Consider the following 26,937-nt stretch of genomic DNA (forward strand, 5'->3'; position numbering starts at 1 on the left):
CGGACCCCGCAACAGACGCGAACCGGGCCGATGGTGACCCCTGCGACCGGCCGAAAAGGCGCGTCAGAGTGCGGGGTCGCGGTGCTCGGCGCAGTCGCGCAGCGCGATCTCCAGTTCCACGTACGAGTCCTCCGCGCGGCGGAAGGCCAGGGTCAGGGCCGCCTCGGCGCGGGGCGGGAGCTGCCGGCCGAGGCCCTCGTTGGCCTCGTACAGGACCTCGGCCCAGCGGGCGGCGGCGCTGCGCAGGCTCGCGAGCAGCCGCTCGGCCTCGGCGGGGCCGGCGGGCGGGGTCCGGGGCAGTACGGCCAGGGCGTCGAGCAGCGCCTGGATCTCCGCCATACGCACCCCCCGCTCTTTCCCGGCGGCTCCACCATAGGTCCGGGGCGGCTCGGCGGCGGGCGGCGGCGGCCGCCCTGCGACCGACGGCGGCAGCGGGGCGCCGTACGTCACCTCCGGTGCGACGAACGGCTCCGGCGCGCGCCGGACGGTCGGCGGCCGGTGCTATCCGGTCGCCTGGCGCATCAGGAGGTCCCGCAGCTGGCGGGCGTGGCGGCGGCTGACCTGGAGCTCGGCCGATCCGACCCGGACGCTGGTGGTGCCGGCGTCCAGCCGGAGCTCGTCGATGCGGCCCAGCGCCACCAGGTGGCGGCGGTGGATGCGGACGAACCCGCGGGCCGCCCAGCGCTCCTCCAGCGTGGAGAGGGGGATGCGGACCAGGTGGCTGCCCTCGTCCGTGTGCAGCCGGGCGTAGTCGCCCTGGGCCTCGACGTACGCGATGTCGGCGATCGCCACGAACCGGGTGACGCCGCCGAGCTCGACCGCGATCTGGTCGGCGGTCCGGTCGGCGACGGTCACCTCGGGGGTGGGGCGGCGCTGCGGCGGGACGGAGGGTCCGGGGAGGACGGCCGCACCGGGCGGGCCGGCCGGAGCGCCCGTACGGGGGGTCCCGGCCGCTTGCGCCGGTTCGGGCGGCTGTACGGCGGAGCGGCCGAGCTGGGCGCAGGCCCGCCGGACGGCCTCGGCCAGCCGTTCGGGGCGTACGGGCTTGAGTACGTAGTCCACCGCCTTGAGGTCGAAGGCCTGGACGGCGAACCCCTCGTGGGCGGTGACGAACACGATCAGCGGCGGCCGTGCGAACCCGGCCAGCAGCTTGGCGATGTCGAGACCGGTCAGCCCCGCCATGTGGATGTCGAGGAAGACGACGTCGATGCCGTCGGCGCCCTCGGGGCCGCTCTCCAGTGCCCGGGTTATCCGCCGCAATGCCTCGGTGGCGTCCGAGGCGCCCTCGGCGCTGAGCACCCGGGGGTCGGAGCGCAGCAGGTAGAGGAGCTCCTCAAGGAGCGGCTTCTCGTCGTCGACGGCCAGTACGCGCAGCATGCGGTGGAGTGTATGGACGAGCGCGCCGGGGCGGAACGGTGCGCGGCCCGCCTGCCGACGGGGGGAGAGGGGGAGGCAGGGGGCCGCGCGGTTCCGGATGTGGGGGGTGAGGGGGGAGAGGTTGGGGGGAGGAGGGGACGGGGGAGGACGGCGGGGCGGATCAGGAGGTGGTGATCAGCTTGCCGTCGGGGGCCACCGCGTACCAGGTGCCGCCGACGCCCTGGCCGTTGATGTCGCCGGCCTTCTTGTCACCCGTGAAGGTGTAGACGGGCCAGCAGTCGATGGCCTGCTGCTTCTTGCCGTCGGGGCGGTCCAGGACCGAGTAGCCCTTCTCCACGATGCCCTTGGCGTTGGCCTTGTCCACCGGGGGCACCACGGGCCACTTGGCCACGCAGTCGCCGGTGCAGTTGGAGGCCATCGGCCAGGCGGTGTCCTTCTTGAAGCGGTAGACCGTCATCCCGTTGCCGTCGACGATGTGCTCGCCCAGCTTGGGGTCCTTGGCCACGGTCAGCGCGCCCGTGGCCTGGCCCGCACCGGCCGGCGCGGCGGCCGCCTTCGCGGCCTTCTTGCCGTCGGGGGCGAAGGCGAACCAGGTGCCGCCGACGCCCTGACCGTTGGTCTCGCCCGCCTTGGTGTCCTTGGCGTAGCGGTACACCGGCCAGCCGGCCACCGTCAGCTGCTTGCTGCCGTCGGTGCGCACGACCTCGCCCAGCAGCGCCGGGTCCATGCCCGCCGCGGCGGTGGCCTCGCCCGCCGGCACCGCGGGCCAGGCCTTCGCGCAGTCCCCGTCGCAGTTGGACTTCGGCGGCTTGGCGGTGTCCTTGTCGAAGCGGTAGAGGGTGAACCCGGCGTTGTCGGTGAGGAGGGAGCCGAGCTGCTCGTTCTGGGCGACCGCGAGCTGCCCGGCGGCCTTGGCGCCGGCGCCCTCGGCGCCGCCCGAGGCGTCGGCGCTGCCCGAGCCGTAGTCGGAGCCGTAGTCGCCGGCACCGGAGGCGGGAGCCACGGACGCGGCCCCGGCCGGCTTCGCGTTGCCCGCCTTGTCGTCCCCGCCGCAGGCGGTCGCCGTCAGGGCGACGACGACCGCGACGGCGGCCAGGGTGGTTCCGCGCTTGATGCCCATCTTGATCTCTCCCACGTGTGGTGTCTCCGTGCCCGCCGCGCCGTTCCCGGTGCGTCGGCAACTGTGCTCAGGACACGCCCTGTCGGGGTCGATCCGTTCAAGCGGATTCCTGTGGGCTGTTTCACTCACCCGGAACCGAACCCGGAGCGCCGCAGAGCCGTGACCACAGCAAGGCCCAGCACCCGGTGTCCGGAGTCGTTGGGGTGCAGTCCGTCCTCCAGGTGCTCGGGACCCAGCAGGTCACGGCCCGGGAGCAGGGCGAGGCGGTCGTCCCCGGCGGCGATCCGGTCGCGGACGGCCCGCTCCATCGCGTCCCGCAGGGCGCCGAGGGTGGCGCCGAGCCGGTTCGGGGTGCGCTCGGCGTCGGGCCGCAGCAAGGGGGAGACCAGCAGCAGCGGGGTCCGCGGATGCCCCTGGCGGACCAGGTCGAGGAACGCCCGGGTGGTCTCGTACAGCAGTGGTACCGAAAAGGGCACGCGGGACCAGCAGTTGGTGCCGAACGCGAGGGTGAGGACATCGGCGGGCAGGCCCGCGATCTGCTCGGCGGTGGCGAGCTCGCCGCGGGCGGCGCCCGCGTACCCGAGGTTGACCGTGTCCCAGCCCAGCGCCCGGCCGGCGACCGCGGGCCAGCCGTGGGCGGGCCGGGTCGACCACCAGCCCTCGGTGATCGAATCACCGTGCACCACCCAGCGCGGGGCGGGCGGGGCCGGGGCCACCGTGCCGCCGATCCCGCGCAGGCCGAGGATCAGCGGGGACTGCCCCTCGGGCGGATGGAGGGTGAACGGTCCGGCCCCGCCGGGCAGTTCGATCCGTACGACGGCCTCGGCGGCCGGCTCGGTCCAGACCTCGCGGACGACCCCGTGCCGGTCCCACAGGGCGAAGCAGTGCGCGAGGTCGCGCAGGGCGTCGGTGGGGCCGGGCACGGTCGCCCGGTAACGGATCTCCACGGCCCGCGCCGCCTGCGCGGTGAACTCCAGACGCACCCCTATCGGGAGCGTGGCCCGCTCCCCGGTGTCCCAGGGCAACCGCATGGCGTCCTCCGGGTCGGCCCGCACCGGGCGCCCCTTGTCCAGCCAGGCGACCCCGCGCAGGAACGGGCCCGGGTCCAGCCAGTGCGGGGCCTTGCTGTCGGCGTTCACGGTGCGACTCCGATCGTCGGTCCGGGCGGCATGCTGCGTCACATCTGACGAGGTGTCAACGAAGCGGGTCAGGGGGGCTGCGCATTGATCGATCATCCGTGCGCAACAAAGGACCATCCAGGACAGATCCGCGCAACGATCGTGCGCCAATGTGCAAGGATGGTGCATTACGGGCGGTATCACTCAGCTCGTAGGCTCACTCGCTGTACGTGGAGTGGCGCGGACCGCCTGCTCGGCGGTCCCCCATGCCCAGGCTCCTTGTCTGTGTCCTGCCCCGGACCGCTGCGGTCGATGCCTCAGTCCCCATCCGCAGTGTCAAAGGAGTCCCCCGTGCTCGAAACCGGCCAGGCGCCACCGCTCACCTCCGGGCCCCGCAAGCCCGTGAACCCCCTGCTGCGCCGCAAGCCGGTCGAGCAGATGGTCGCCGAGGGCGGTCAGGGCGAGGGCGGCTCCCTGCGCCGCTCGCTCACCATGTGGCAGCTGACCATGATCAGCATCGGCGCCACCCTGGGCACCGGCATCTTCGTCGTCCTCGGCGAGGCGGCCCCCAAGGCCGGCCCGGCCGTCACGATCTCCTTCGTCATCGCGGGCCTGACCGCCCTCTTCTCGGCCCTCTCCTACGCGGAGCTCGCCGGATCGGTGCCGGTCTCCGGCTCCTCGTACTCGTACTCGTACGTGACCATGGGCGAGTTCATCGCCTGGATCTGCGGCTGGTGCCTGGTCCTGGAGTACGCCGTCTCCGTCTCGGCCGTGGCCGTCGGCTGGGGCCAGTACCTGAACGAGCTCCTCGACGGGACCATAGGCGTCACGCTCCCCGAGAAGCTCTCCGCCGCCCCGCTGGGCGAAGGCGGCTGGATCAACCTGCCGTCCCTGGTCGTCGTCCTGCTCGCCATGGTCTTCCTGCTCCGCGGCGCCAAGGAGAGCGCCCGGATCAACACGATCATGGTCGTCGTCAAGATCGTCACGCTGGTGCTCTTCATCGGCATCGGCGTCATGGGCATCAAGTCCGGCAACTACGCCCCGCTGGCCCCGCTCGGCGTCACCGGCATCAGCGCCGCCGCCTCCACGCTCTTCTTCTCGTACATCGGTTTCGACGCCGCCTCCACCGCCGGTGAGGAAGCCAAGAACCCGAAGAAGGACCTGCCCCGCGCGATCATGCTCTCGCTGGGCATCGTCACCGTCCTGTACTGCCTCGTCGCCTTCGTCGCCGTCGGCGCCCTGCCCTGGAAGGACTTCGAGGGCACCGAGGCCGCGCTGGCCCAGATCATGACCAACGTCACCGGTGACAGCTTCTGGGGCGTCGTCCTCGCCGCCGGCGCCGTCGTCGCCATCGCCTCCGTCGTCTTCGCCGTCCTCTACGGACAGACCCGCATCCTCTTCGCGATGTCCCGCGACGGCCTCGTCCCCAAGGTCTTCGCCAAGGTCGACGCCAAGACCGGCGCCCCCCGCGCCAACGTGCTGATCGTCTCCCTCTTCTGCGGCGCGCTCGCGGCGTTCATCCCCCTGGGTGAGCTGGCCAACGCGACCAGCATCGGCACGCTCTTCGCCTTCGCCCTCGTCAACATCGCGGTCGTGATCCTGCGCCGCACCAAGCCCGACATGCCGCGCACCTTCAAGGTGGCGCTCTTCCCGGTCACGCCGATCCTGGGCTTCCTCGCCTGCGGCTACATGATGTACAGCCTGCCGGTCGCCACGTGGGTCGCTTTCGGTGTCTGGATGGCCGTCGGCCTCGTGGTCTACTTCCTGTACGGCATCCGCCGCTCCCGACTGGCCACGGAAGAAGTGGCCACAGCAGAAAAGTGATCCACCCGCAGTGCGACTGAACGATCTCGACGAACGCATCGTGCACGCCCTCGCCGAGGACGCCCGCCGCTCCTACGCCGACATCGGCTCCGAGGTCGGGCTCTCGGCCCCCGCCGTGAAGCGTCGCGTGGACCGGCTGCGGGCGGAGGGGGCCATCACCGGCTTCACCGTCCGCGTCGACCCCGCCGCCATGGGCTGGGAGACCGAGGGCTTCATCGAGATCTACTGCCGCCACAACACCTCGCCGGACGACATCCGGCGGGGGCTGGAGCGGTACCCCGAGGTGGTGTCAGCGTCGACCGTCACCGGCGACGCGGACGCCCTCGTCCAGGTCTTCGCCTCCGACATGCGGCACTTCGAGCGGGTGCTGGAGCGCATCGCGGGCGAGCCGTTCGTGGAGCGCACCAAGTCGGTCCTGGTCCTCTCCCCGCTGCTGCGCCGCTTCACCTCGGGAGCCCCGGCCTGACCGCCGCCCCTCGAACACCGCTGCGCCCCGGCATTCCGCATGCCGGGGCGCAGTCGCGTCCGGGGTCCTACGGGTGGCGTTCAGTGGTGCCCCGCGCCCACGCGGGCCGTGCGGGCGCGGCGGGAGGCCGGCTCCAGCAGAGCGCGGCGCTCCTCTTCCGTCAGCCCGCCCCAGACCCCGAAGGCCTCGCGGGTGCGCAGCGCGTGCTCCAGGCACGCGGTGCGGACGGGGCAGACCGCGCAGACCCGCTTCGCGGCCTCGTCGCGGTCCTCGCGCTCCTCGCCCCGCTCACCGGCCGGATGGTAGAAGCGGCCCGGCCCCAGATTCCGGCAGGCGGCCCGCAGCTGCCACTGCCAATGGTGGTGCGCGGTGCCGGGCAGCCTGGAGACGTCGGTCATGGCAGTTCCTTTCCGTGGGTTGCCACGCGTGTGACCGCTGCGCGCCCCGCGAAACCTGCCGGCCCCGTCCCGCCCGTACGACTCCGGCGTCAGGCCGTCGCGTCCGGGGTGCGGACGCCCATGAAGTACGGGCGGCGGCGGAGGGTGAAGCCCATCGACTCGTAGAGGGCGATGGCCCCCGTGTTGTCGGCCGCCGCGTGCAGGAACGGGCGGTCGCCGCGCTCGCGGATCGAGGCGGCCACCGCCCGGATCAGCCGGCCCGCGAGCCCCTGGCCCCGGTGGTCCGGGTGGGTGCAGACCGCGCTGATCTCCGACCAGCCGGGCGGGCGCATCCGTTCCCCCGCCATCGCGACGAGCCGGCCCTCGTGCCGGATCCCGAGGTACGTGCCCAGCTCGACGGTGCGCCGGGCGAATGGCCCCGGCTTCGTGAGGCCGACCAGCTCCAGCATCTCCGGCACGTCGGCGGCCCCCAGCAGGACCGCCTCGGGCGCGGTCTCGGCCCGTACCGCCCCGCCGTCGAGCTGCACGCCCGGTATCGAGTTCTCCGTCGTCCACCCCGGGGGAGGGGTCGGCAGGCCGGTGATCCAGACCGTCGCGCCCGGGCCGGCCAGCTCCGCGAGGTCCGCCCAGGACGCGGGGTCCTCCGGGTCCGCCAGCGCGACGAACGGCGAGGTGTCGGCGACGTACCGGGCGGCCAGCCCCCGGGGCCCGGCCTCGGCGAAGGCGGTGCTCGGGCCGTTCAGCGCGGCCCAGACCGGGTTGTCGAGCACGTGGAGCGGGGTGGCCGTGTCGATGTCGGGCGCCATGGGGTGGGAGACTCCTTCTGCTGGTCACGACGGTCATGAGGGTCAGCATGCGCCGGGGCCGGGTTTATGCCCGAGCGCACCCGCCCGGCCCTGCGCAACGAATCTCCGCCCATGCGGAGAAACGCGCAACGAATCGATGCGCTGAGCGCAACAGTCATGGCTTGTCGGCGTCGAACGGGTGAACGTACCTTCAATAGGACCCACTTCCCTCCTGCCACAGAGGTACGCCCATGCCCCCGCTGCGCACCGCCCTCCTCCAGAGCTCCGGACGGCTCGGCGACACCGCCGAGAACCTGAAGGCGCTCGACGAGGCCGCGCAGCGCGCCGCAGGGGCCGGTGCCGGGCTCCTCGTGACCTCGGAGATGTTCCTGACCGGCTACGCGCTGGAGGTCGAGGAGATCGCCGCCCTCGCCGAGGCCGCCGACGGCATGTCGGCCCGGGCCATCGGCGAGATCGCCCGCCGCCACGGCGTCGCCGTCCTGTACGGCTACCCGGAGCGCGACGGGGACACCGTGTACAACGCGGCCCAGCTCATCGGCCCCGACGGGGCCCGGCTCGCGAACTACCGCAAGACCCACCTCTTCGGCTGCTTCGAGCAGGACGCCTTCACCCCCGGCGACACCCCCGTCGTCCAGGCGGACCTGAACGGCCTCCGCATCGGCATCATGATCTGCTACGACGTGGAGTTCCCCGAGAACGTCCGGGCGCACGCCCTGGCCGGCACCGACCTCCTCCTGGTGCCGACCGCGCAGATGCACCCCTTCCAGTTCGTGGCCGAACAGCTCGTCCCCGTACGGGCCTTCGAGAACCAGATGTACATCGCGTACGTCAACCGCACCGGTCCGGAAGGCGAGTTCGAGTTCGTCGGACTCAGCTGCCTGGCGAGCCCCGACGGGGCGACCCGCACCCGGGCCGGGCGCGGCGAGGAGCTGGTGATCGGCGAGGCCGATCCCGAGCTGCTGCGCGCGTCGCGCGAGAACAACCCGTACCTGCGCGACCGCCGTCCCGGGCTCTACTCCTCCCTCGTCTGAGCCCCAGCGCCCTCCCCCCTGCCCCACCCCCGCAAGGAGCCGTACCCCATGACGTCCACGGTGCCCACCACCGCCGTCCCGCACAGCGACGGACAGCCGCCGATCACCATGTTCGGCCCGGACTTCCCGTACGCGTACGACGACTTCCTGGCCCACCCCGCGGGCCTGGGCCAGGTCCCGGCGACCGAGCTCGGTACCGAGGTCGCGGTCATCGGCGGCGGGCTGTCCGGCATCATCTCCGCGTACGAGCTGATGAAGATGGGCCTGAGGCCGGTCGTCTACGAGGCGGACCAGATCGGCGGCCGGCTGCGCACCGTCGGCTTCGAGGGCGCCGGCACCGAGGGCCTGACGGCGGAGATGGGCGCCATGCGCTTCCCGCCCTCCTCCACCGCCCTCCAGCACTACATCGACCTGGTGGGCCTGGTCACCGAGCCCTTCCCGAACCCGCTCGCCGAGGCCACCCCCTCGACGGTCGTCGACCTCAAGGGCGAGACCCACTACGCCGAGACCATCGCCGACCTCCCGCAGGTCTACCGCGACGTGTCGGCCGCGTGGAACGCCTGCCTCGACGAGGGCGCCGACTTCTCCGACATGAACCAGGCGATGCGCGAGCGGGACGTCCCGCGCATCCGCGAGATCTGGGCGAAGCTGGTCGAGAAGCTGGACGACGAGACCTTCTACGGGTTCCTCTGCAAGTCCGAGGCCTTCCAGTCCTTCCGCAAGCGCGAGATCTTCGGCCAGGTCGGCTTCGGCACGGGCGGCTGGGACACCGACTTCCCGAACTCCATCCTGGAGATCCTGCGCGTCGTCTACACCGAGGCGGACGACCACCACCGCGGCATCGTCGGCGGCTCGCAGCAGCTGCCGCTGCGCCTGTGGGAGCGCGAGCCCGAGAAGATCGTCCACTGGGCGCCGGGCACCTCGCTCTCCTCCCTGCACGACGGCGCCCCGCGCCCGGCGGTGACCCGCCTGCACCGCACGGCCGGCAACCGCATCACGGTCACCGACGCCGACGGCGACATCCGCACGTACCGTGCCGCGATCTTCACGGCGCAGTCCTGGATGCTCCTTTCGAAGATCGAGTGCGACGACACGCTCTTCCCGATCGACCACTGGACGGCGATGGAGCGCACCCACTACATGGAGAGCTCGAAGCTCTTCGTGCCGGTGGACCGCCCGTTCTGGCTGGACAAGGCCGTCGACGACGCAGGGAACCCGACCGGCCGCGACGTCATGTCGATGACGCTGACGGACCGGATGACGCGCGGTACGTACCTCCTGGACAACGGCCCGGACAAGCCGGCCGTCATCTGCCTCTCGTACACCTGGTGCGACGACAGCCTGAAGTGGCTGCCGCTGTCCGCGAACGAGCGGATGGAGGTCATGCTGAAGTCCCTCGGCGAGATCTACCCGAAGGTCGACATCCGCCGCCACATCATCGGCAACCCGGTGACCGTGTCCTGGGAGAACGAGCCCTACTTCATGGGCGCGTTCAAGGCCAACCTGCCGGGCCACTACCGCTACCAGCGGCGCCTGTTCACCCACTTCATGCAGGACCGCCTCCCCGAGGACAAGCGCGGCATCTTCCTCGCGGGCGACGACATCTCCTGGACGGCGGGCTGGGCCGAGGGCGCGGTCCAGACGGCGCTGAACGCGGTCTGGGGCGTCATGCACCACCTCGGCGGTTCCACGGACGCCGCCAACCCCGGCCCGGGCGACGTCTACGACGAGATAGCCCCGGTCGAACTCCCGGAGGACTGACCCACCCGGCCCCTCCGGCCCCCGGCCACGGGCCGCCCCCGCGCCACGAGCGCGGCGGCGGCCCGTTTTCAATGCGGCGGCCCATGCGCCGGCCACCGCGTCGGCCCATGCGCCGGCTCAGGAGGTCGGGGTCAGCAGGCAGCGGCCCACCAGGCCCACTCCGGCGTCCAGGGAGTCCGTGAACTCCTCGGCCAGTTCGGGGGAGCGGCGCAGGGTCCACAGGAGGCGGGCCGCCGACCAGGCGGCGCCGCGCGCCCGGTCCAGGCTCCACGATCCGAGCAGGTGGGTCAGCGGGTCCGCCACCTCCAGCAGGTCCGGGCCCGGCATCAGGTCCTCCCGGATGTGCTCCTCCAGGGAGACCAGGGTGTCGCCGACCCGGTCGAAGTCGGCCTCCAGGGCCCGTGGTTCGCAGTCCAGGGCCCGGCAGGTGGCCACCACCGCCAGCGCCAGGTCGTGCCCGATGTGCGCATTGATCCCGGCCAGCGCGTGCTGGAGCGGCCGGACCCCCGGATGGCGGCGGTACTGGAGCAGCGGGCGCCAGCACGCCGGGGCCCGTTCCGCCTCCACCGCCGTCAGGTAGCGCTCCGCGAACCGTACGCTGAGCGCCTCCGCCCGCCTCGGCGCGGGGAACTCCCCGTGCGCGATGCGCGCGTGCAGCGTCTCCGTCACCGTCAGGTACACCCGGTTGAAGACGGCGACGCCGTCCTGCGCGGGGAGCCGCTCGTCCAGGGCGCGCATCCGCGCGAGTACCGCTTCCATGGGTGGCAGCGTCGCAGCCGGTGGTGCGGATCCGGGGAACTTGGCCGTGTGCTTCGCCGGTTCGGGCGAACCCGGACCGGGCGACGGGCCGGTCGCGGGCCGGGCGACGGGCCGGTCGCGGTCCGGTCGCGGTCCGGTCAGGGACGGCCGTCGCCGCCCGCTCCGCCTTCGTCGTACGCCGACGTGCCCCCGTCGAGCAGCGGCTCCGGCCCCTTGAGGTGCGCCGGGGCGAGGGAGCGCAGTACGTGGTAGCCCGTGATCACCACGATCGTGCCGAGCGCGATGCCGCCCAGCTCGAAACTGTCGGTGAACCGGAGCTTCACCCCGCCGATGCCGATGATGATGCCCGCCGCGGCCGGCACCAGGTTCAGCGGATTGCGCAGGTCCACCCCGCCGTTGATCCAGATCTGCGCGCCGAGCAGGCCGATCATCCCGTACAGGATCACGGTGATCCCGCCCAGCACCCCGCCGGGGATCGCGGCGACCACCGCGCCGAACTTCGGGCACAGGCCGAAGAGGAGGGCGAAGGCCGCGGCCGCCCAGTAGGCCGCCGTCGAGTAGACGCGGGTGGCCGCCATCACGCCGATGTTCTCGGAGTACGTGGTGTTCGGCGGGCCGCCGACCGCCGTGGACAGCATGGACGCGGCGCCGTCGGCCGCGATCGCCGTGCCGAGCTCGTCGTCGAGCGGGTCGCCGGTCATCTCGCCGACCGCCTTGATGTGCCCGGCGTTCTCGGCGATCAGCGCGATCACCACCGGCAGCGCGATCAGGATCGCCGACCACTCGAACTGCGGGGCGTGGAAGGACGGCAGCCCGATCCAGTCCGCCGTGCCGACACCCGAGAGGTCGAGCCGCCAGTGGTCGACGGCCGCCTCCCCGCCCACCGTGGAGTGGATCTTGCCGAAGACCAGGTCGAAGATCCACGAGATCGCGTACCCGAAGACCAGCCCGAGGAAGATCGCGATCCGCGACCAGAAACCGCGCAGGCAGACCACGGCCGCCCCCGTGAACAGCATGGTCAGCAGCGCCGTCCACTGGTCCTGCGGCCAGTACGTCGAGGCCGTCACCGGCGCCAGGTTGAAGCCGATCAGCATCACCACCGCGCCCGTCACCACCGGCGGCATCGCCGCGTGGATGACCCGCGCCCCGAAGCGCCGCACGACGAGCCCCGCCAGGAACAGCGCCGCGCCCACCACGAACACCGCGCCCGTGACGACCGCGCTGTCCCCGCCGCCCGCCCGGATCGCCGCCGCGACGCCCACGAAGGAGAGGGAGCAGCCCAGGTAGGAGGGCACCCGCCCGCGCGTGGCCAGCAGGAAGATGGCCGTCGCGACACCCGACATCATGATCGCCAGGTTCGGGTCCAGGCCCATCAGGACCGGCGCGACGAAGCTGGCCCCGAACATCGCCACGACGTGCTGGGCGCCGAGCCCGGCGGTACGCGGCCACGACAGCCGCTCGTCCGGCCGTACCACCGCGCCGGGGGCGGGGGTCCGCCCGTCGCCGTGCACGGTCCAGCCCACGCCGAGGCCCATGTGTCCACCACTTCCGTCGAACCGATCGGTCAAGCATCCGGGCCGCAGAACGGCCTTCGCAATGTTACGGCCGGATAGCTGCCGGTTCGTCCAGGCCGACGGCCGCGGCCCCGGCCGCCACCGGCTTCTGCCGCAGGACGGCGGCCCCCACCACCAGCGCGAACGCCAGCAGGGTGACCAGCCCGAAGGACACCGCGAGCGAGGTCGCGTCCGCCACCGCGCCGATCGCCGACGGCGCGATCAGCCCCGAGGTGTACGTGATGGTCGCGACCCCCGCGATGGCCTGGGCCGGCGCCGGCCCGCTGCGCGCGGCGGCCGCGAAGGCCAGGGGGACCACCACCGCGATGCCGAGTCCGATCAGCCCGAAGCCCGCGATCGCCACGGCCGGATTCCCGGCCGTCACCACGAGCACCCCGCCCGCGGTGGCCAGTACCCCGCCCGCCCGGACAGTGCGCACCGCGCCGAACCGGTCCACCACCCGGTCCCCGACGAGCCGGGCGAGCGCCATGGTGAGCGCGAACGCGGTGGTGCAGGCGGCCGCGAGGCCGGCGTCCGTGTCCAGTACGTCGCGCAGGTAGACCGCGGACCAGTCCATGCTCGCGCCCTCCGCGAAGACCGCGCAGAACCCGATGGCGCCGATCAGCAGGGCGGACTTCGGCGGCAGCGCGAAGTGCGGCGGCGCCTGCGCGTCCGCGGCGCTGTGCAGGTCGAGCACCCCTCGTACGGCGATCAGCCCGGCCGCGGTCAGCGCGAGGGCGGCGATCAGGTGGTGCAGCCGGGCGTCGGCCCCGGCGTGGGCGGCGAGGGTGCCCGCCGCCGAGCCGATCAGCGCGCCCACGCTCCACATGCCGTGCAGGGAGGACATGATCGAGCGGCCGAGCCGGTTCTCGGTCTCCACGCCCAGCGCGTTCATCGCCACGTCCGCCATCCCGGCGGTCGCTCCGTAGACGAACAGGGCGACGCACAGGGTGGCCAGGTTCGGGGCGAGGCCCGGCAGGATCAGGGACAGGGTCCACAGCGCCAGCAGCCGGCGCAGCGCGGTGCGGGCCCCGAAGCGGTGGTTGATCCGGCCGGCCAGCGGCATCGCGACCGCGGCGCCCAGTGCGGGGAAGGCGAGGGCGAGGCCCAGGGTGCCCGCGCCGAGCTGGGCGTGGTCCTGGATCCAGGGGATGCGGGTGGCGAAGGAGCCGGTGACGGCTCCGTGGGTGCAGAAGACGGCGGCGATGGCGATGCGGGCGTGGCGCAGGCGCGCCGGGCTGAGGTCTGTTTCCCCTGTCATGGGATTAAACTATCAGGGACCCTGCCTGATAGTTAGTCTCGTGGAGCTACCTAAGATGGGCGCCGTGACTCCCGCCAAGGCCCTGACCGCCGCCGCCCCGTCGCCCGCGTCGCCGAGCACCGCACGGGCCATCAACGACCGGCTCGCCCTGCGACTCCTGCAGGAGCAGGGGCCGCTGACCGCCACTCAGCTCAAGTCGATGACCGGTCTGTCCCGCCCCTCGGTCGCCGATCTCGTCGAGCGGCTCACCGGCGCCGGGCTGATCGAGGTGGTGGGGGAGTCGGGCGAGCAGCGGCGCGGGCCCAATGCCCGGGTGTACGGCATCGTCGCCCGCCGCGCGTACCTGGCGGCCCTGGACGTACGGACGGACAGCGCGACGGCGGTGGTCACCGACCTGCTGGGCCGCCCGCTCGCCCAGGCCGCGCTCCCGGTCGACGCCGTGGACGAGGCGGTGGACCTCCTGGAGGCGCTGGGGAGGCAGGCCGGCGCGGACCGGCTGCACACGGTGGTGGTCGGCGCGCCGGGGCTGGTGGCCGAGGGCGGGGACCTGCGCAGCACCGTCGGACTGCCCACCTGGCACCGGGAGCTGGTGGCGGCCCTCCAGCGGCGGCTGCCGGCCACGGTGGCCGTGGAGAACGAGACCAACCTGGCGGCCCTCGCCGAACAGCGGGTCGGCGCGGCGCGGGACCTGGACTCCTTCGTGCTGCTGTGGCTCGGCGCGGGCGTGGGCGCGGCGGTGGTCCTGGACGGCCGGCTGCGCCGGGGCGCCTCGGGCGGGGCCGGCGAGATCGGCTTCCTGCCGGTGCCGGGCACCGGGCGGCTGCCCTCGGCCACCGACTGCGGGGGAGGGTTCCACGCGCTGGTGGGCCGGGACGCGGTGGCACGGCTGGCCGCGGAGCACGGCTGGACGGGGCCGGTCGAGGAGGCGGTGTCGGGTGCGGCCGGCGAGGGCTTCGTCGACGCGCTGGCGGAGCGGCTGGCGCTGGGCGCGGCGGCCGTCGCCGCGGTCCTGGACCCGGGCTGCCTGGTCCTGGCCGGCGGACTGGGCGAGGCGGGCGGCGCCGTCCTCGCCGCAGCGGTGGCCCGCCGCCTGACGACCCTGACCCCGGTCCCGATGGAGGTGCGGGCCACCGCCCTCGGTGACGCGGCGGTCCTGACGGGAGCGAGGCTGGCCGCCCGCGAGGCCGCCCAGGCGGAGCTCTTCACCCCCTGAGCCGCGCCGGCCGGCCGCCGGAGGTCCCGCCCCGGGCGCGCCCGGGCCGACGACGGGACGCGCTACTCGTCGTCGACGCCCTCGTCGTCGTGGAGCCGGCGCCAGATGCGGGTGCGGTGCAGTACGTAGAGCGCGCCGGCCAGGAAGAGCACCTGGAGGCCCACGGCGAGCACCCAGAAGATGACCCGGCTCTCCAGCTCGTCCGTCAGGTAGGCGAAGTTCATGCCGAAGAAGCCGGTCAGGAAGGTCAGCGGCAGAAAGATCGTGGAAACGATCGCCAGCCGGTTGATCACGCCGTTCTGCTCGCCGGACACCAGCGAGCTGTAGGTGCCGAAGCCCCTTCGGGCGGCCTCCTGGAGTGCCTCGATGTCCGTGAGGACCAGCTTCGACATGCGCTGGTACTCGCGGGCGAGCCGCTGGCGCTCCTGCGGGAAGTCGGGGTTCAGCACCCGCCGGGTGATGGCCTCCTCCGCGGCCTGGTGGTAGGGCAGGAGGGTGTGGTGCAGGAGCGCCGAGGTCCGGCGCAGCCGGGCCAGCCGGTAGAGCTGCTCGGGCTCGCGCCGGTGGAACATCTCGTCCTCCAGGTCCTCCACCTCCAGGAGGGCCTGGACGGCGGACCGCCGGTAGGTCTCCAGGGCCTCGCCCAGCAGCAGGAACAGCGTGGCCACGGCGTCGGGGGGCCGTTCGTGCGGGAGCCGGGCGATGAGGCCGTGCACCATCGCGACCGGCCCCCGGTGCACCGTGAGCAGGTACCGCTCGGTCGCCACGACGTGCAGGTGGACGACCTGGCCCGCCTCGATCGCGGGGACGACGAAGGCGGCGGCGTCGCCGAGGAACTCGGCGCGGGCGGATTCCCTCTCCCGGCCGAGCCACGGCAGGTCATCGGCCTCCAGACCGAGCAGGTGGGCGATCGGCTGCTCCCCGGGCGGTGCCTGCGCGGGCAGTTCCGCGTCCACGAACAGGAAACGTGACTCCGCGAGGCGCTCACGGGCCTCGGACACGGGGGTGCGCCGCACGGTGCCCTCCGGCATGGCCACCACTGAAACGATCATCGCCCCTCACCGTGGATCATGCCGTGGGTCATTCGTGGCGGTAACTACCACATTGTCCCCCATCGGATCCCGACCGGTGCACCGGAGGAAAGCCCCTAGCGCCGTGCCAGGAACTCCGCGAACGTGCCCTTGCCGGACGCGCGGGACGGGGCCAGGTTGCCGCCGCGGCGGAAGGCCGCGTACGCCTTCCCGGCCAGCGGCAGGGGGAGGACCCTGCGCCGGCTGCCCGTCGCCTCCAGGTACGCCCGGCCCAGCTCCACCAGCGTGTGGATCTGCGGGCCGCCCATGTCCGTGACCCGGCCCGCCGGGGTCGGCACGGCCAGTTCCGCCATCCGGTCGGCGACCTCCTCCACGGCGACCGGCTGCACCCGGACCCCCTTCGGCAGCGGCACCGGCAGCACCGGCACCTTCGTCAGCGCGTCCATCAGCATCGCCACCAGGTCGTGGAACTGCGTCGTCCGCAGGATCGTCACGCCCAGCCCCGAAGCCTCCAGCATCCGCTCGACCTCGTACTTCACCGTGTAATAGCCGAACGGGACCACGTCCACCCCGACGATCGAGATGTAGACGATGTTCGTGACCGTCCCGGCCCGCCGGGCCGCCTCGATCAGGTGCCCGGCGGCCACGTCGTCACCGCCGCGCGGGCTGCTCGCGCAGTGCACGACCACCTCGGCGCCGGCCATCGCCGCGTCCAGCCCGCTGCCGTCCCGCAGGTCGACCGGGTAGTCCTTCGCGCGGCGGCTCAGCACCCGTACGTCGTGGCCCGCCGTCCGCAGCCGGGTGACGACCAGCCCGCCGAGGTTTCCGGTGCCTCCGGTGACGAGGATCGTGCTCATGGTGTCCGTTCCTTTCCTGAAGGGTTCCGTTCACAGGTCAGGACCGGACAGCCCCCCGGAATGTGACAGCTGCCGCCGAAGGAATTCCAGCTTCTGCGGATTCGCCATGCTCCGCACCTCGCGGACCAGCCCGTCCTCGAACTCCACCTGCAGGACCACCACCCCGCCGAACAGCAGCGCGGGCTCGCCGTTGACCTCCGCGAAGGAGACCGGCAGACCGGCCCCGTACTTGCGCAGCGCGCCCACCAGGAACCGCGCCACCTTGTCCCGGCCCAGGACCGGCCGCCGGGCCGCGGACACGATCCCGCCGCCGTCCGCCACGTACCGCACGTCGGCGCTCAGCACGGACTCCAGCCGGGCCAGGTCCCCCTCGCGCGCCGCCGTCAGGAAGGTCTCCACCAGCCTCCGCCACTGGGCCGGATCCGGCGTGAACCGCGGCCGCGCCGCGGCCGCCGGTCCCGGCCCCACCCGCCCCGGTTCCGCCCGCGCCGCCTGCACCCGGCCCGCCGCCCGCCGGTAGAGCTGGCGGCAGTTGGGCTCGGTCAGGTCGAGCAGGGCGGCGATCTCGCGGTGGCCGTACGCGAAGGCCTCGCGCAGCACGTACACCGCCCGCTCCACCGGCGTCAGCCGCTCCAGCAGCACCAGCAGGGCCATGGAGACGCCGTCCCGCTGCTCGGCCGACTCCAGCGGGCCCAGTGCCCCGTCCCCGGTGAGGACGGGCTCCGGGAGCCAGGGGCCGGCGTACTCCTCGCGCCGGGCCCGCGCCGAGGTCAGGCGGTTCAGGCACAGGTGGGTGACGACCTTGGCGAGCCAGGCCCCGGGGTGTTCGACGTCCTCGCGTCCGGCGGAGCTCCACCGCAGCCAGGCGTCCTGGACGGTGTCCTCCGCCTCGGCGGCCGAGCCGAGCATGCGGTAGGCGATCCCGAACATCCGGGGCCGGTGCTCTTCGAAGTCCGCGAGCGGAGCGGGGTCCTGTGCGATCACCGCAGCAGCCTACGAGGGCCCCGGCGGCCGGACGTGCGAGGACCCGGTGGCCGCCGGGCCACCGGGTCCTCACGTCTGTTCACCTGCCCCGCGTACGAGGTCTCAACAGGCGCCCTGGTCCTTCCAGACGCCCCAGTCCCCCGTGGTGCCGGGTTCCTCGTTCTGCGTCCACCACTGGGCCTTCCAGTTGTGGCCCTTGTGCGAGACGACCTGTCCGCCCGTGTACACGCTGCCCGCGACGTACGCCGGGTTCGTGCAGGTCCCGCCCGGCGGGGTGGTCGGCGGGGTGGTGGGCGGTGTCGTCGGGGGCGTGGTCGGCGGGGTCGTGGGCGGGGTCGTCGGCGGGGTCGTCGGGCCCCCCGGCTCGACGAGCGCCGTACCGCGCGCCAGGTCCCCGGCGAGCGCGTAGGTGGTGCCGGAGATGTTCACCGTCCAGTTGGAGGGCGTGGAGACCGGCAGGTAGTAGTTGAACGCCAGGTCGACCGAGGCGCCGGGGGCCAGCGTCTGCCACGCGGGCAGCTTCAGGGAGACGCGCTGGAAGTCGCCCTTCAGCCCGCCGACGTTGGTGCCGGTGTGTCCGCTGCTGATCACCTTCGTGCCGAAACCGGACTGGTCGGAGGCGTTGTTCGGGGCCGAGGTCCCGTAGTCGAACTGGAACTCGGTGCCGCCGGGCAGCGTGGCCTTGGTGTTGTTGGTGATCTTGAGCTTCGGGGTGATCGGGTAGTTGGAGTCGCCCAGCTTGAACTCGCCGAACTCGGTCCTGATGTCCACGGCCTGGGCCGGCAGGGCGGTCGCGCCCGCCTTCTTCGCGCCGTACGGGGCGGCCGACTTGAACTTCTCGTACATCAGCGAGGTGAGCGTGTCGCCCATCTCGTACTGGCCCTTGGCGGCGTTGTACCCGTAGTCGCCCGCCAGCTCCCAGACCATCGTGCCGCCGATGCCCTTGTCCACCACGTAGTCGGCCTTGGCGGCGACGGACTGCTCGTCCTCCGTCGACAGGAAGACCTTCTTCTGGGCGTTCCACAGCCACGGCGCCACCAGCGTGGAGTCGTACTTGCGGGCGTAGGTGCCGGTCAGCGTGGTGTTCGCCGGGAAGCCGTACTTGGTGACGTAGTCGCCGACGACGCCCTTCTCCAGGTTCTTGGCGTGCCACATCGGGTTGGAGCCCGCCGGGGACTCGACCCCGTTGGTGTCCAGGTCGTGCCACAGGTTGTCGATGCCGACCGCGCCGTCACCGCACTTGGTCAGCCCCGCGCCGGCCGGGCAGGTGGTGGCCGGCGCCTTGCCCCACAGGCCGTCGGTGCCGCCCTGCACGTTCTTGAACCCGCGGGTGTAGTACGGCAGGCCCATGTTGATGCGGCCGGCCGGCATGGAGCCGCGGAAGTAGTGGTACGCCCAGTCGGAGTTGAGGTAGCCGATGCCGCCGTACTGGGAGGTGGAGTAGACCCCGGCGGCGGCCAGTTCGCCGTCCTTGCCGTCGTCGAAGAGCGAGGCGTTCGGGCCGACGTACTCGTTCCAGGCGCCGTGCAGGTCGTAGGACATGATGTTGACGTAGTCCAGGTACTTCTGCATCTGGAACGTCTCCATGCCCCGCAGCAGGTAGCCGGAGGAGGGGGCGGCGACGGAGAGCAGGTAGTGCTTGCCGTCGGCGGCGCCCGCGCGGTCCAGCTTCTCGCGCAGCGACTTCATGAGGGCGGCGTAGCCCTGGGCGAGGCCGGCCCGGCGGGCGTTGGAGAGCTGCCAGTCCAGCGGGTTGCCCGCGTCCTTCATCGTGGTCGGGTACTCGTAGTCGATGTCGACGCCGTTGAAACCGTACTTCCGGATGAACGCGACGGAGGAGTCCGCGAAGGTGTCGATGCCGGCCTGGTTGACGGAGCCGTCGGCGTTGGTGGCCATCGAGTAGAAACCGCCGGACGCGACGCGGTTGCCGTCGTCGCCGAAGTAGCCGCCGGTCTCGGCCCAGCCGCCGACCGAGATCAGCGTCTTGACGTTCGGGTACTGCTTCTTGAATTTGTTCAGCAGGTTGAAGTGGCCCTTGTACGGGAGGGCCGGGTCCATCTCGGCGCCCGCCACCCCCGGCCAGGTCATGCCGGTGGCGGCGTTGTTCGCGCCGTCGGCGCCGACGGAGATCTTGTTGTCGGCTCCGACGTGGGCGAAGGCGTAGTTCAGGTGGGTGACCTTCGACCACGGGACGTTGTTGGCGAGGTAGGCGGGGGTGCCGTCCTTGCCCGTCCGCCAGCCGGTGAAATATCCGATGACGCGGCGCTGGTGGTCGGCGCCCATCTTCTCGCGGCCCTCGGAGTCGTAGACGGAGCAGTACGGGACGTCGACGCCGGCCGTCTTGTACAGCCCGTCCGGGCGGCAGCTCTCTCCCCCGGACTCCGTCTGGGGGGACCCCCAGGCCGTGTGCGAAAAGGCCGTCGACACTGCGGGTAGTAGCAGTCCGGCGATCGCGGCGCCGGATGCCAGGAGCATCGCTCTCGTACGTGTGGGGGACAGCATGGTGCCTCCTGGGGAGGGGAGGATGGCAGACACATGGGACACAACAGGCTCAGAAGTGGTGCGTGTTGGCCCGTGACGTGCGCACATCTGACGGGCTGTCTCCCGGGGAAGATGAAGGGAACGTTAAGAGGACTAGACCAACCCGTCAATAGGTCTGGACCAATAACGGCCCCACCTGACGGACTACCGCGCGACGGGCCCCTTGTGACCCAGGCCACAGCACCTCGCCCGCATGGCCGACGATCGACCGTGGCAAACTGGCAGCAGTACCAGTAAGCAGCGCACTCCGGGGTCGGTGTAATTCCGAACCGGCGGTATAGTCCGCGACCCGTCCGCAGCCAGCGGCCGGTTGACCAGGTGAAATTCCTGGACCGACGGTGAAAGTCCGGATGGGAGGCAGTGCGCGGCGGGCCAGTGACCGGTACGCCGCCGTCGGCGGTTCCCCCGGCGCATCCCAGCGGATGCGTGCGGAAGGACCGTATTTTCGGCCTCGGCGTTCTTGCGTGTGCTGTACCGCTTCATCTGTCGTATCCCGACAGGCCCCGGAGTCCGTGCCCGATCGAGGCAGGAGGACCCGGTGGCGAACCACGCCGCGCACGCACCGTACGACGCCTTCGGCGAGGCCGAGAACCCCGCCGACGCCGGCGCCGTCGCCGACGCGCGGGCCATGCGCCGCGCAGTCGAGCTCGCCGCCCGCGGCCTCGGCTCCACCAGCCCCAACCCGGTCGTCGGCTGCGTCATCACCGACGCCGCGGGCACCGTCGTCGGCGAGGGCTGGCACGAGCGGGCCGGCGGCCCGCACGCCGAGGTCCACGCCCTGCGCGCGGCCGGCGAAGCGGCCCGCGGCGCCACCGCGTACGTCACGCTCGAACCCTGCAACCACACCGGCCGTACGGGGCCCTGCGCCCAGGCGCTCATCGAGGCCGGCGTCACCCGCGTGGTCTACGCCGTCCCCGACCCGAACCCGCAGGCCAGCGGCGGTGCCACCACCCTGCGCGCCGCCGGGATCAAGGCCGAGGGCGGCTTCCTGGAGGCCGAGGCCGCCGCCGGCAACGCCGCCTGGCTCACCTCCGTCCGCCTGGGGCGCCCGCACGTGACCTGGAAGTACGCCGCCACCCTCGACGGCCGCAGCGCCGCCGAGGACGGCAGCAGCCGCTGGATCACCGGCCCGGAATCCCGCGCAGACGTCCACCGGCTGCGCGCCGAGTCCGACGCCGTCCTCGTCGGCGGCGGCACCCTGCGCGCCGACGACCCGCACCTGGCCGTACGCGGACCCGCCGGGACCACGGCGGCTTCCCAGCCCCTGCGCGTCGCCCTCGACACCCGCGCCGGGCTGCTGCCGACCGCCCGCGTCCTCGACGACGCCGCGCCCACGCTGCTCGTCGTCGGCGAGGACGCCGACACCCGGCACCTGCCCGGGGTCGACCTCCTGCGGCTGCCCCTGCACGACGGCCGCGTCGCCGTCCACGACCTGCTCGCGCAGCTGTACGCCCGCGGCGTGCGCTCCGTGTTCCTGGAGGGCGGCCCCACCCTCGCGGGCGCCTTCCTCGAAGCCGGAGCCGTCGACCGCGTCATCGGCTACCTCGCCCCGGCCCTCCTCGGCTCCGGCCCCGCGGCCCTCGCCGACGCCGGCATCACGAACATCGCCCGCGCGGTGCGCCTCGACATCACCGAGGCCGTCCGCGTCGGCACCGATCTGCGCATCACCGCCGTACCCGTCACCGAAGCCGTCCCCACCGCCCCCAAGGAGCACTGAGTGTTCACCGGAATCGTCGAAGAACTGGGCGAGGTCACCGCCGTCGAGCAGCTCTCGGAGGCCTCCCGCTTCCGCCTGCGCGGTCCCGTCGTCACCGACGGCGCCAAGCACGGCGACTCCATCGCCGTCAACGGCGTCTGCCTGACCGTCGTGGAGACCGGCGACGGCGAGTTCACCGCCGACGTCATGCAGGAGACCCTGAACCGCTCCAGCCTCGGCGCCCTCCGGGCCGGCTCCCGCGTCAACCTGGAGCGCCCGATGGCCCTCGGCGGACGGCTCGGCGGCCACCTGGTCCAGGGGCACGTGGACGGAACCGGCGAGATCCTGTCCAGGACGCCCTCCGAGCACTGGGAGATCGTCAAGGTCTCGCTGCCGGGGAACCTGGCCCGGTACGTGGTGGAGAAGGGCTCCATCACGGTGGACGGCGTCAGCCTCACCGTGGTCGAGGCCGCCGCGGACTGGTTCACCATCAGCCTCATCCCCACCACCCTCGCGCTGACCACGCTCGGCCTCAAGCAGTCCGGCGACCCGGTCAACCTGGAGGTCGACGTCCTCGCCAAGTACGTCGAGCGGCTGCTCGCGGCGGGCGTGGACCCGCTGACCGCCAAGGAGGACCAGCCGTGAGCGCCCTGTCCTGGCTGAACTCCGAGGCCTTCACCGTCTTCGGCCAGCACATCGTGTGGTCCGACATGATCGGCAACACGATGGGCCTGATCGCCCTCGCCCTCGGCTGGCGCCGCTCCATATGGACCTGGCCGACCCAGTTCCTCTCCGGCGCGATCCTCTTCACCGCCTTCGCCGCCGGCCACCTCTCCGGCAGCGCCGGAAAGCAGGTCGTCGTCATGCTCGTGGCCGCCTGGGGCTGGCTGCAGTGGACCCGCGGCAGGCAGCAGGCCCAGGACGGCTCGCTCGCCGTCCGCTTCGCCACCTGGAAGGAGCGCGGCCTCCTCCTCGGGGCCGCCGCCGCCGGCACCCTGGCCGTCACGGGCCTGTTCACCCTCTACCCGTGGATGTCCTGGAACCCGCTGCCGGACGCCTACATCTTCGTCGGCACGATCGTCGCGATGTACGCCCAGGCCAAGGGCATGGTCGAGTTCTGGTTCGCCTGGCTGCTGGTCGACGCGGTCGGCGTACCCCTCGCCTTCACCAGCGGCTACGCGTTCTCGGCCTTCGTCTACGTGATCTACGGAGCGCTCGTCCTGTGGGGCGCCCACGACTGGTACCAGCGTTCGCGCACCACCCCCGCCCCGGCCCTGGAAGGAGCAACGGCATGACCACCCTCAAGCCCGTGCCCGACATCGACGACGTCCTCGAAGCCGTCTTCCGGCTCGACCCCGTCGAACAGGCCATCCGCGACATCGCGGCCGGCCGGCCGGTCGTCGTCGTCGACGACGAGGACCGCGAGAACGAGGGCGACCTCGTCATCGCCGCCGAGAAGGCCACCCCCGAGATCGTCGCCTTCATGATGAGCGAGTGCCGCGGCCTGATCTGCGCCCCCATGGAGGGCCCCGAGCTGGAGCGGCTCGAACTGCCCCAGATGGTCCAGCACAACACCGAGTCGATGCAGACCGCCTTCACGGTCTCGGTCGACGCGAGCGCCGCCCACGGCGTCACCACCGGCATCTCCGCCGCCGACCGCTCCACCACCCTGCGGATGCTCGCCGACGGCGTCCACGGCCCCTCGGACTTCGTACGTCCCGGCCACGTCTTCCCGCTGCGCGCCAAGCCCGGCGGCGTCCTGGTCCGCAACGGCCACACCGAGGCCGCCGTCGACCTCGCCCGCCTCGCGGGCCTGCGCCCCGTCGGCGCGATCGTGGAGATCGCCGGCGAGGACGGCGTCATGCTGCGCCTGCCCGAGCTGATCCCCTTCGCCCGCAAGCACGGCCTGACGATCATCTCCATCGAGGACCTGATCGCCTACCGCCGCTCCGCCGAGCCGACCGTGCGCCGCGAGGCCACGGTCACGCTGCCGACCGCCCACGGCGACTTCACGGCGTACGGCTACCGCTCCACGGTCGACGGCGTCGAGCACGTCGCCCTCGTCCACGGCGAGATCGGCGACGGCCAGGACATCGTGGTCAGAGTCCACTCCGAGTGCCTGACCGGCGACATCTTCCACTCCCTGCGCTGCGACTGCGGCCCCCAGCTGCACGCCTCCATGGCCCGCATCAAGGACGAGGGCCGCGGCGTGGTCGTCTACCTGCGCGGCCACGAGGGGCGCGGCATCGGACTGGTGTCCAAGCTGCGCGCGTACGAGCTCCAGGAGCGCGGCCGCGACACCCTCGACGCCAACCTGGAACTCGGCCTGCCCGCCGACGCCCGCGACTACGGCGCCGGCGCGCAGATCCTCGCCGACCTCGGGGTCAAGAGCGTCCGGCTGCTGACCAACAACCCCGACAAGTCCGGCGCCCTCGTACGGCACGGCATCGCGGTCAACGACCGGGTGGCCATGCCCACGGAGGCCGGCGAGCACAATCTGCGGTACCTGCGCACCAAGCGGGACCGGATGGGCCACGACCTGCCCTGGCTGGACCAGCCCGCCACCGCCTCCACCTGCGGCAACCAGTAGGCAGCGGCGCACCACGCGCACGAAGCACCACCAGCACGCACACCACGAACCGAACCAACCGAACCAACCGAACCAAGCACCGAGGAGCACAGCTGTGAGCGGCAAGGGCGCACCCGAACTGAGTGTCAGGAACTGCGGAGACCTCCGTGTCGCCGTCATCGCGGCGCAGTGGCACGAGAAGGTCATGGACGGGCTCGTCGACGGCGCCCTGCGCGCCCTGCACGAACTGGGCATCGACGAGCCCACCCTGCTCCGCGTCCCGGGCAGCTTCGAGCTCCCGGTCGTGGCGAAGGTACTGGCCGGTCGCGGTTACGATGCCATCGTCGCCCTCGGAGTCGTCATCCGCGGCGGCACCCCGCACTTCGAATACGTCTGCCAGGGCGTCACCCAAGGCCTGGTGCAGGTGTCGATCGACACCGGAGTCCCCGTCGGCTTCGGCGTACTGACCTGCGACAACGACGAGCAGGCGCTGGACCGCGCCGGGCTTGAGGGGTCGAACGAGGACAAGGGACACGAAGCGGTCATCGCCGCCGTCTCCACCGCTGCGACCCTGCGGTCCGTCAGCGAACCCTGGCGCTGAGTGGCGGCGGGGGACCCCGTATTCTGAGGACCATCATGGCGAACACACCCTCCAAGAGCTTCGAAGAGCTCTTCACCGAGCTCCAGCTCAAGGCCGCGAACGGCGACCCCGGTACCTCCCGCACCGCCGAGCTCGTCGGCAAGGGCGTCCATGCGATCGGCAAGAAGATCGTCGAGGAGGCCGCCGAGGTCTGGATGGCCGCCGAGTACGAGGGCAAGGAAGCCGCCGCCGAGGAGATCTCCCAGCTGCTGTACCACGTCCAGGTGATGATGGTCGCGCGCGGGATCTCCCTCGACGACGTCTACGCGCACCTCTAGGCCGGAGCTCCGCACCCCGGGCCCCCGCCCCCCAGCCCACCCCTTTCGCACTCCACGCACTGAAGGAAGCCCCATGCTGCGCATCGCCGTCCCCAACAAGGGTTCACTCTCCGGAGCGGCGTCGGCGATGCTCCATGAGGCCGGCTACCGCCAGCGCAAGGAGTCCAAGGAACTCGTGGTCCTCGACCCCGAGAACGGTGTGGAGTTCTTCTACCTCCGCCCCAAGGACATCGCGATCTACGTGGCCTCCGGCAAGCTGGACATCGGCATCACCGGCCGTGACCTGCTGCTGGACTCCGGCGCCAGCGCGGAGGAGATCCTCCCGCTGAACTTCGGGCGCTCCACCTTCCGCTACGCCACCAAGCCCGGCACCGCGAAGGGCCCCGAGGACTTCACCGGGATGACGATCGCGACCTCGTACGAGGGAATCGTCGCCAAGCACCTCGCCGAGCAGGGCATCGACGCCTCCGTCGTACACCTCGACGGCGCGGTCGAGACCGCCATCCAGCTCGGCGTCGCCCAGATCATCGCGGACGTCGTCGAGACCGGCACCAGCCTGCGCAACGCCGGCCTCGAAGTCATCGGCGAGCCGATCCTCACCTCCGAGGCCGTGGTCATCCGGGGCAACGGCGCCGACGCCGAGAACCCGCAGGCCCAGCAGTTCCTGCGGCGCCTGCAGGGCGTCCTGGTGGCCCGCAGCTACGTGATGATGGACTACGACTGCCGCGCCGAGCACCTGGAGCGGGCCGTCGCCCTCACCCCGGGCCTGGAGTCGCCGACCATCTCCCCGCTGCACAACGAGGGCTGGGTCGCCGTTCGCGCGATGGTGCCGGCCAAGGAAGCGCAGCGGATCATGGACGACCTGTACGAGCTCGGCGCGCGCGCGATCCTCACCACCTCGATCCACGCCTGCCGTCTCTGACCCGCCACACCCCGCAGAAGGCACCGAAAGCACCATGAGCGAGTCCGCCGCCCGGCCCGTACCGCCCGCCCTGCCGGTCACCTTCCGGCCGAACCGGACCCGGGCCGTCCTGCTGGGCGTCGGGTCCGCCATGTTCGTGACCATCGGATCCATCGCGTTCCTCCTGGAGAACCTGAGCCCGGGGGAGCGCGTCAGCTTCCTGGTCACCGCCGCGCTGATGACCTCCGTCCTCGTCCTGCTCAGCCGCCCCAAGGTGGTCGCCGACGAGGCGGGCGTCACCGTCGTGAACCTGACCAGCACCCGCCGCCTGGAGTGGGCGCAGATCCTGCGCGTCAACCTCCGCCCGGGCGACCCGTGGGTGTTCCTGGACCTCAGCGACGGTACGAGCCTGCCCGCCCTCGGCATCCAGCCCGGGGTGGCCAAGCAGCAGGCCATCGGCGACGCCCGCGCGCTGCGCGCGCTCGCCGAAGCCCGGGGAACCGGGCCGCACCACCACTGAGCCGTCCGCCGCATGGGCGTCCCCCTCACGGACCCCGGACGGCCGGAGCTCGAACACCCGGCGAACAGCCGTGGAACAGGCCTCGAACGGGCCTTGAGCGGCTCTCGTGCGAAGCACCGGAGCCACGGCCGACCGCTGCGTCCCATTGCGGCGGCGATCTCAGTGACTACCCTGGTGGCGGGGCGCACCCGTACGCCCCCCCACCGGCCCCGGGACCCCGAGGCCCGTGGGCA

At 72.3% G+C, this 26,937-nt stretch carries 26 protein-coding genes and 1 riboswitch; of the genes, 13 read left to right on the forward strand and 13 right to left on the reverse strand.

Annotation, left to right across the window (positions count from 1 at the left end; translation table 11 throughout):
- Window positions 1–63 precede the first annotated feature (63 nt).
- From CP980_RS27580 to CP980_RS27600, 4 genes are all read right to left on the reverse strand, one after another.
- Window positions 64–339, reverse strand: a complete 276-nt coding sequence (locus CP980_RS27580) for a hypothetical protein (RefSeq protein ID WP_099893815.1) — start codon at window positions 337–339, stop codon at window positions 64–66.
- A 162-nt stretch (window positions 340–501) separates the two neighbouring features.
- Window positions 502–1,377, reverse strand: coding sequence for a LytR/AlgR family response regulator transcription factor (locus CP980_RS27585; RefSeq protein ID WP_150529291.1), 876 nt, complete (start codon window positions 1,375–1,377; stop codon window positions 502–504).
- A gap of 160 nt (window positions 1,378–1,537) precedes the next feature.
- Complete coding sequence (locus CP980_RS27595) at window positions 1,538–2,497, reverse strand: SCO0930 family lipoprotein (RefSeq protein WP_150530373.1); 960 nt, start codon at window positions 2,495–2,497, stop codon at window positions 1,538–1,540.
- A gap of 125 nt (window positions 2,498–2,622) precedes the next feature.
- Window positions 2,623–3,636, reverse strand: coding sequence for a GDSL-type esterase/lipase family protein (locus tag CP980_RS27600; RefSeq protein WP_099893817.1), 1,014 nt, complete (start codon window positions 3,634–3,636; stop codon window positions 2,623–2,625).
- Between the two features lie 330 nt (window positions 3,637–3,966).
- On the opposite strand from CP980_RS27600, the gene CP980_RS27605 reads away from it, so the two are divergent.
- The gene (locus CP980_RS27605; RefSeq protein WP_229907408.1) at window positions 3,967–5,439 is read left to right on the forward strand and encodes an amino acid transporter; all 1,473 of its coding nucleotides are present in this window, start codon (window positions 3,967–3,969) and stop codon (window positions 5,437–5,439) included.
- Between the two features lie 10 nt (window positions 5,440–5,449).
- The gene (locus CP980_RS27610) at window positions 5,450–5,905 is read left to right on the forward strand and encodes an Lrp/AsnC family transcriptional regulator (protein WP_007262967.1); all 456 of its coding nucleotides are present in this window, start codon (window positions 5,450–5,452) and stop codon (window positions 5,903–5,905) included.
- An 80-nt stretch (window positions 5,906–5,985) separates the two neighbouring features.
- Here the strand turns inward: CP980_RS27610 and CP980_RS27615 are convergent, their stop codons facing one another.
- Together CP980_RS27615 and CP980_RS27620 are read right to left on the reverse strand one after the other, a co-directional pair.
- A complete protein-coding gene (locus CP980_RS27615; RefSeq protein WP_132761194.1) occupies window positions 5,986–6,303 on the reverse strand; it encodes a WhiB family transcriptional regulator in 318 nt (105 codons plus the stop codon).
- Window positions 6,304–6,392: 89 nt separating this feature from the next.
- A complete protein-coding gene (locus tag CP980_RS27620) occupies window positions 6,393–7,109 on the reverse strand; it encodes a GNAT family N-acetyltransferase (protein ID WP_150529292.1) in 717 nt (238 codons plus the stop codon).
- Window positions 7,110–7,339: 230 nt separating this feature from the next.
- On the opposite strand from CP980_RS27620, the gene CP980_RS27625 reads away from it, so the two are divergent.
- Window positions 7,340–8,140 (forward strand): carbon-nitrogen hydrolase family protein, encoded by an 801-nt coding sequence (locus CP980_RS27625; RefSeq protein WP_132761196.1) that lies wholly within the window; start codon window positions 7,340–7,342, stop codon window positions 8,138–8,140.
- 48 nt (window positions 8,141–8,188) lie between these two features.
- Window positions 8,189–9,901 (forward strand): flavin monoamine oxidase family protein, encoded by a 1,713-nt coding sequence (locus CP980_RS27630; RefSeq protein WP_150529293.1) that lies wholly within the window; start codon window positions 8,189–8,191, stop codon window positions 9,899–9,901.
- Window positions 9,902–10,018: 117 nt separating this feature from the next.
- Here the strand turns inward: CP980_RS27630 and CP980_RS27635 are convergent, their stop codons facing one another.
- The 3 genes from CP980_RS27635 to CP980_RS27645 all read right to left on the reverse strand — a co-directional run bounded on the left by CP980_RS27635 (window position 10,019) and on the right by CP980_RS27645 (window position 13,474).
- Entirely contained in the window at window positions 10,019–10,660 is a 642-nt protein-coding gene (locus CP980_RS27635; protein WP_099893823.1) for a DUF5995 family protein, read from the reverse strand.
- Window positions 10,661–10,797: 137 nt separating this feature from the next.
- The gene (locus CP980_RS27640) at window positions 10,798–12,195 is read right to left on the reverse strand and encodes a uracil-xanthine permease family protein (RefSeq protein ID WP_132761198.1); all 1,398 of its coding nucleotides are present in this window, start codon (window positions 12,193–12,195) and stop codon (window positions 10,798–10,800) included.
- Between the two features lie 64 nt (window positions 12,196–12,259).
- Window positions 12,260–13,474, reverse strand: coding sequence for an MFS transporter (locus tag CP980_RS27645; RefSeq protein WP_150529294.1), 1,215 nt, complete (start codon window positions 13,472–13,474; stop codon window positions 12,260–12,262).
- Between the two features lie 55 nt (window positions 13,475–13,529).
- Here CP980_RS27645 and CP980_RS27650 point away from each other — a divergent pair, with 55 nt between their 5' ends.
- On the forward strand, window positions 13,530–14,687 hold the full coding sequence (locus tag CP980_RS27650; protein ID WP_150529295.1) for an ROK family transcriptional regulator: 1,158 nt from the start codon (window positions 13,530–13,532) through the stop codon (window positions 14,685–14,687).
- Between the two features lie 62 nt (window positions 14,688–14,749).
- Here CP980_RS27650 and CP980_RS27655 read toward each other — a convergent pair whose 3' ends face one another.
- From CP980_RS27655 to CP980_RS27670, 4 genes are all read right to left on the reverse strand, one after another.
- On the reverse strand, window positions 14,750–15,739 hold the full coding sequence (locus tag CP980_RS27655; RefSeq protein WP_229907407.1) for a magnesium transporter CorA family protein: 990 nt from the start codon (window positions 15,737–15,739) through the stop codon (window positions 14,750–14,752).
- Between the two features lie 95 nt (window positions 15,740–15,834).
- Window positions 15,835–16,575 (reverse strand): SDR family oxidoreductase, encoded by a 741-nt coding sequence (locus CP980_RS27660; protein ID WP_150529296.1) that lies wholly within the window; start codon window positions 16,573–16,575, stop codon window positions 15,835–15,837.
- Window positions 16,576–16,605: 30 nt separating this feature from the next.
- A complete protein-coding gene (gene sigJ, locus CP980_RS27665; RefSeq protein WP_268257475.1) occupies window positions 16,606–17,559 on the reverse strand; it encodes an RNA polymerase sigma factor SigJ in 954 nt (317 codons plus the stop codon).
- A gap of 102 nt (window positions 17,560–17,661) precedes the next feature.
- Window positions 17,662–20,061 carry a chitinase C-terminal domain-containing protein gene (locus tag CP980_RS27670; RefSeq protein WP_150529297.1) on the reverse strand — a complete coding sequence of 800 codons (2,400 nt, stop codon included), beginning with the start codon at window positions 20,059–20,061 and terminating at the stop codon, window positions 17,662–17,664.
- A gap of 277 nt (window positions 20,062–20,338) precedes the next feature.
- A riboswitch (FMN riboswitch) is annotated at window positions 20,339–20,468 on the forward strand.
- 260 nt (window positions 20,469–20,728) lie between these two features.
- Between CP980_RS27670 and ribD the strand changes: the two genes are divergently transcribed.
- From ribD to CP980_RS27710, 8 genes are all read left to right on the forward strand, one after another.
- On the forward strand, window positions 20,729–21,817 hold the full coding sequence (gene ribD / locus CP980_RS27675) for a bifunctional diaminohydroxyphosphoribosylaminopyrimidine deaminase/5-amino-6-(5-phosphoribosylamino)uracil reductase RibD (protein ID WP_150530376.1): 1,089 nt from the start codon (window positions 20,729–20,731) through the stop codon (window positions 21,815–21,817).
- Window positions 21,818–22,441 carry a riboflavin synthase gene (locus CP980_RS27680; RefSeq protein ID WP_132761202.1) on the forward strand — a complete coding sequence of 208 codons (624 nt, stop codon included), beginning with the start codon at window positions 21,818–21,820 and terminating at the stop codon, window positions 22,439–22,441. It begins immediately after the preceding gene.
- Entirely contained in the window at window positions 22,438–23,091 is a 654-nt protein-coding gene (locus tag CP980_RS27685) for a nicotinamide mononucleotide transporter family protein (RefSeq protein ID WP_229907406.1), read from the forward strand. Before CP980_RS27680 ends, CP980_RS27685 begins: the two co-directional genes overlap by 4 nt.
- Window positions 23,088–24,386 carry a bifunctional 3,4-dihydroxy-2-butanone-4-phosphate synthase/GTP cyclohydrolase II gene (locus CP980_RS27690; protein WP_132761203.1) on the forward strand — a complete coding sequence of 433 codons (1,299 nt, stop codon included), beginning with the start codon at window positions 23,088–23,090 and terminating at the stop codon, window positions 24,384–24,386. Before CP980_RS27685 ends, CP980_RS27690 begins: the two co-directional genes overlap by 4 nt.
- A 94-nt stretch (window positions 24,387–24,480) precedes the next feature.
- On the forward strand, window positions 24,481–24,966 hold the full coding sequence (ribH, locus tag CP980_RS27695) for a 6,7-dimethyl-8-ribityllumazine synthase (protein WP_048475497.1): 486 nt from the start codon (window positions 24,481–24,483) through the stop codon (window positions 24,964–24,966).
- Window positions 24,967–25,001: 35 nt separating this feature from the next.
- Entirely contained in the window at window positions 25,002–25,283 is a 282-nt protein-coding gene (locus CP980_RS27700) for a phosphoribosyl-ATP diphosphatase (RefSeq protein ID WP_099893831.1), read from the forward strand.
- 73 nt (window positions 25,284–25,356) lie between these two features.
- Window positions 25,357–26,205 carry an ATP phosphoribosyltransferase gene (gene hisG / locus CP980_RS27705; RefSeq protein ID WP_099893832.1) on the forward strand — a complete coding sequence of 283 codons (849 nt, stop codon included), beginning with the start codon at window positions 25,357–25,359 and terminating at the stop codon, window positions 26,203–26,205.
- Window positions 26,206–26,239: 34 nt separating this feature from the next.
- Window positions 26,240–26,704 carry a PH domain-containing protein gene (locus tag CP980_RS27710; protein ID WP_123515414.1) on the forward strand — a complete coding sequence of 155 codons (465 nt, stop codon included), beginning with the start codon at window positions 26,240–26,242 and terminating at the stop codon, window positions 26,702–26,704.
- The last annotated feature ends 233 nt before the right edge of the window (window positions 26,705–26,937 follow it).

This window comes from Streptomyces vinaceus (assembly GCF_008704935.1).
GTDB lineage: Bacteria > Actinomycetota > Actinomycetes > Streptomycetales > Streptomycetaceae > Streptomyces > Streptomyces vinaceus.